3 protein-coding genes and 1 pseudogene are annotated in these 4,331 nt (G+C 55.5%); all 4 read right to left on the reverse strand.

Going from position 1 to position 4,331, the window contains the following annotated elements:
• Positions 1 to 70: 70 nt before the first annotated feature.
• Positions 71 to 445, reverse strand: a complete 375-nt coding sequence (locus ACWGS9_RS34095) for a hypothetical protein (protein ID WP_454509329.1) — start codon at positions 443 to 445, stop codon at positions 71 to 73.
• A 113-nt stretch (positions 446 to 558) separates the two neighbouring features.
• Positions 559 to 688 (reverse strand): annotated as a pseudogene (locus ACWGS9_RS34100) (IS110 family transposase); the annotation flags it as partial.
• Positions 689 to 998: 310 nt separating this feature from the next.
• Positions 999 to 2,210 (reverse strand): M24 family metallopeptidase, encoded by a 1,212-nt coding sequence (locus ACWGS9_RS34105; RefSeq protein WP_454509330.1) that lies wholly within the window; start codon positions 2,208 to 2,210, stop codon positions 999 to 1,001.
• A gap of 55 nt (positions 2,211 to 2,265) precedes the next feature.
• Positions 2,266 to 3,843 (reverse strand): ABC transporter substrate-binding protein, encoded by a 1,578-nt coding sequence (locus tag ACWGS9_RS34110; RefSeq protein WP_454509331.1) that lies wholly within the window; start codon positions 3,841 to 3,843, stop codon positions 2,266 to 2,268.
• Between the last annotated feature and the right edge of the window lie 488 nt (positions 3,844 to 4,331).

Here is a 4,331-nt window from a genome sequence, read left to right on the forward strand (position 1 = left end):
CGCCTCGATGACATGGAAATTTCTATCATCGTTCATAGACGCAGACATGGAAGTTGACACCGTGAGCTCCTCACCCCTTCGTTTCGGTGTCTCTATGTCTGGCCAATCCCTTCAAACGGCGCCAGATGGGGTCCCCTCTACGCTTACGGAGGATCTGAAGGACAGTTCCATGCTGCTTCGACCAGGGCGTCGGTTGCCGGGGAGAAGGCTCGAACCGGCGCACCGTGTCACCCGTCGAATGCCCCCCGGGGACGAGGCCGAGAAAGGTCGCTGGCTTGCCCGCTAGAGCTTCGAGCATACCGCGCAGCAAATCGTGTTCCAGGAGAAGATCGACGCGATTGAGGACGCGGCTCAGCGACACCGCCTGGACGAGCAGTTGCGCGCCATCTTGCCAAATCTGGTCCATGGCGGCCATCAACTGCGGCGGCGCGTCGAAGCGACGCACGACGCACTTCCCCAATCTCGGCCAATCTCGGGAGCGAAGATTCCTGCGACCAGGAACGGGGCGCCGCGCATGGCCTTATAGGCCTCGACGACTCACGGAAGGAAAGCAGCTGGCTGGCGTTTGCGGCGCAGGTCGTCGGCTGCGGCTTCCTCGGCCCGGACCAGATCGCGGACAGCTTCGTGGACCACGCGGCACCCATACTCCGATCAGCTCGTCCGCCCGATGCAGCCGCGCCAGCGTGATCGTCCCGCCGGTTGCTCGCCCGGTCCCTTCGGGATCAGGGCCGCCGCACCGTTGATGTTGATGTCCACTGCACAGCTTGCTGAACTCGAGATAGATGATCTCGCCGGGATGCTCTCGGGGGCACCCGTTCGCTGGTGCCTTCTTTCAGTCGCAGGCGGCCGTTCCTGCGCTTTTCCCTCGTTCCGGAGGCGCTCCTCGCAGTCATGCGTAATCCCCGCCGCAGCGGCTTTGGCACAAACTGCGGCGCGACCCCTGCCAGCAACTTTCAGCTCAAACCGTCACAGTGGAGTCCGCCAGCTTACCCTATTATTCATATGAAAAGGAGATCGCGGGTTGCATGATTGAGGCATTCCGCTCCAGTGTCGGTGATTAGCCACATATCCTCGATATTGAACTCACCTACGCTGGGCGGATAGTAGGGAAGCTCCAAGCACACTACCATGCCAGGTTTGAGAACCGTCTCGTTCATCCCGATGAATGGGCGCTCCTCGACAAGGTTGTCTATCCCAATCGAATGACCGAAATGACCCCTGGTGTAATTGGGCAGACCGTTAGACCGCACGGTTTCCTGCGCAATTTGATGGACCTTTCCCATCGTGTTGCCCGGCTTCAACTCTCCAGTGGCGGCATCGTATCCCCTGTTGAGAGCTTCGTAGATCATCAATGCGCTTTTTGATGGTTCGCCGTAGATGGTCACCCGTGCGCAATCGCTGTAATAGCCGCTCAAGCGGACTCCAGCGTCGACTTTGATAACGTCGCCATTCCTGACCCGGTTTGTGTCTCCAATACCGATAGCATTGAATGCCCAACTACCTTGGTACTCGCCAATTGCCGGATTGCTTCTAAACGTCTCGATCGCACCCAGCTCGCATTCGACTCGCATCTCCTCGAGAGAAAAGCCCTCTTTGATGCCGCCGAACGCTCGTGCGAGCATGTTGTCGAACACGAGCGCCGCATTGCGTAAGCGACGGATTTCTTCAGGATGTTTGATGGCACGAAGCTTATAAATGATATCGGCAACATCGACGAACTTAGCCCGGTCACAAGCCTTCGCCAGATGCGTCTGCGTTTCGACTTGCATGAAGTCCAAATCGGTGCCGATCCGTCCGCTGGGACATTTCCATTCTTCGAGAATGCTGGCGACAATCGAAGCAATCTCGGCGTGATTGTATTGCTCCGGCCGCAACGGTCGCAGAGCGGGCTGCGCCTCGTTGGGCCGAGAAGCAACGACGTCTAGATCGCGCGCTTCGATCCACATTGAATATGGCCGGATATCACGAATGTCAGTCGCCCGCTCGGCTGCACCGGATAGGAAATCGCTGACGATCATGACCGGTTCCAAGCCAGGATCAGCCGGGACAAGGACCATGTCGGTGCCAGTCATGCGCCAACTCAAGTCCAGGAAACTGCTGTGATACCCTGAAGTGTAGAAGAAGTTGGCTGGCGTGATAGCCAAATAGGCCGATAGGCCATTCTTCTGCAGTTCGGCCTGGATTTTCTTGCGTACATCGGAGTGCATCATTACCATCTCGTTATCGCGGCGCGTTAGCGACGCACTTATATGTCATTGATTTGGCCTACGCGTTAAACCACCAGCGCTCATGGCATTTGTGGCCATCGTGCGGCCAGTTCCAAGCGACCACTTCCGGGATATGAAGTTTGGTGGTTACGCCATCCACGTAATTATTGAACAGGGGAACAATGGCGCCGCCATCGTCGCTCAAGATAGCTTGCATCTCGTAGTACATCTGCCGCCGTTTGCTATCGTCAAACTCGGACCTAGCAGCGACAAGGAGTTCGGAAAACCGCGGATTTTGCCAGAATGTCTCGTTCCAATTGCCGCCGGGCGCATAAGCCGTCAGGAAGGCCCAATCTTCGGTCGGCCGACCTCCCCAATATGAAAAAGACCACGATTTTTTCATCCAAATATTGGACCAGTAACCGTCGTTGGGCTCTCGGACGACGTTGATATTGATGCCAGACCTTTTGGCATGCTGCTGGTAAAGCACCGCGGCGTCCACGGCACCGGCAAATGCCGCATCCGAAACATAAAGATCGACCGAGAGATCCGATTTCCCGGCCCTCTTCAGGTAAAATTTGGCTTTGTCAGGATCATATTTTTTCTGTGGCAAGTCACCGTTATGATATCGGTTCATCGAGCTGATTGGATGATCGTTACCGACTTCACCATGCCCTAACAGGATTGTTTCTAGGAGCTTTTCGCGATCAAGCGAGTACTTAAGAGCAAGCCTGACATCGACGTTGTCAAATGGCGATTTGCGCACGTCCATGGGAATCGTATTGTGTCCGGTGCCTTTTGTCTCGAAGATTGCGAGATTGGGTACCCTGGCCAGCAGATGCGCCGTTTTCAGATCGATCCGGTCGATCAGGTCGAAGCTGCCAGATCTTAACGCGTTCTGACGAGCAGTCAGGTCAGGTACCGACAAGACCGTGACGCCATTAAAGAATGCTGCATTCTCTTTATAGAAGTTAGGCTGCCGCGAGAATTCCGCCCGAACACCAGGATCAAAGTTTTCGATCTTGTACGCGCCTGTACCGACACCGGACCTCCAGTCTGGGGTACCATCAGCATTTGCTGGCATTATTGCAAAGTGGAAATCGCTTACAATGTACGGGAAGTCGACATTGCCGCCATCCAACGTAAAAACGACCGCGTCTTTGCCGTCAGCTTTTATATCCACCCCGCCCAGCAAGGCTTTGGCAGCTGATGTGGATTTTTCGCCCATGTGGTGTTGGAAGGAAGCGACAACATCATATGCATTTACCGTCTTTCCATTATGAAACTCAACTCCTTTGCGCAGCCTAAACCTCCAGGTTTTCGCATCAGAGCTGGGTTCGAAGCTCTCAGCAAGATCCCCGATGATTTTTCCGTCCGGCGCAATCTCAGTCAGATGCCCACGGTAACAATATCCGGTAAAGATCGTGAAGTCGTTGTCAAAAAGGCCAGGATCGAGCGTATCTGTGGTGCTGCCGTGGCCAAGCCCGATGCGAAGCGTACCTCCTTTGTTCGGCGCTGCCGACCCCTTGGAGGGCGTCCAGGACGAAAGAGCAAGTGCCCCCACTCCTGCCACCGCGCCCTTGATAACCTCCCTGCGTGTTCTGCTACCTGCGAATTGCGTTTCCGGTCGGACCATTGCGATTTCCCCTTTAGCGCGTCCGGCCTCGTGCCTAGGAGCACGATGCCATTGTATTGGCAACAGGGAGCAACTTGCTGGAGCAGTCGGCAATCCAATTAAATTCAAGCGTCACGAAAAAAATGTAACTGCTTCAAAATAGCCCCCGATGTGAACGTGCTAAGGAAAGAAGCTGTTTCCGCTGCCATAGCGCTTGAAGTCCGCTAAAGGCCGCCGGAGAGAATTTCAATTGCAGAGCTGCTCCGGCCGGTGAAGAGTGAGGGTCCAAGCGGCATTTCGGGACGCCTGGCAAAGAGTGCAGGATGAAACTCTGCTCGAACTGGGTCCGGTTTGCAACCGGTGCTCTCATTTTGCTCTTTGTCCCCCTATGGCGACAACGGGTGGGGTTCTTGGCGTGCCAACTAGGTTCACCTCGCCTGATCGAAACGAAGTGGACGCGCCGCCCGACGGGCCGCAAGGGGAACAAATGAAGATTAAGCGAATTAGCC

The sequence above is a fragment of the Mesorhizobium sp. Arg314 genome (assembly GCF_053714275.1).

What these genes read in the sequence shown, in the direction of transcription:
- ACWGS9_RS34110 (WP_454509331.1), bottom strand. Translation starts at nt 3,843, where the DNA reads ATGGTCCGACCGGAAACGCAATTCGCAGGTAGCAGAACACGCAGGGAG.
- ACWGS9_RS34105 (WP_454509330.1), bottom strand. Translation starts at nt 2,210, where the DNA reads ATGATGCACTCCGATGTACGCAAGAAAATCCAGGCCGAACTGCAGAAG.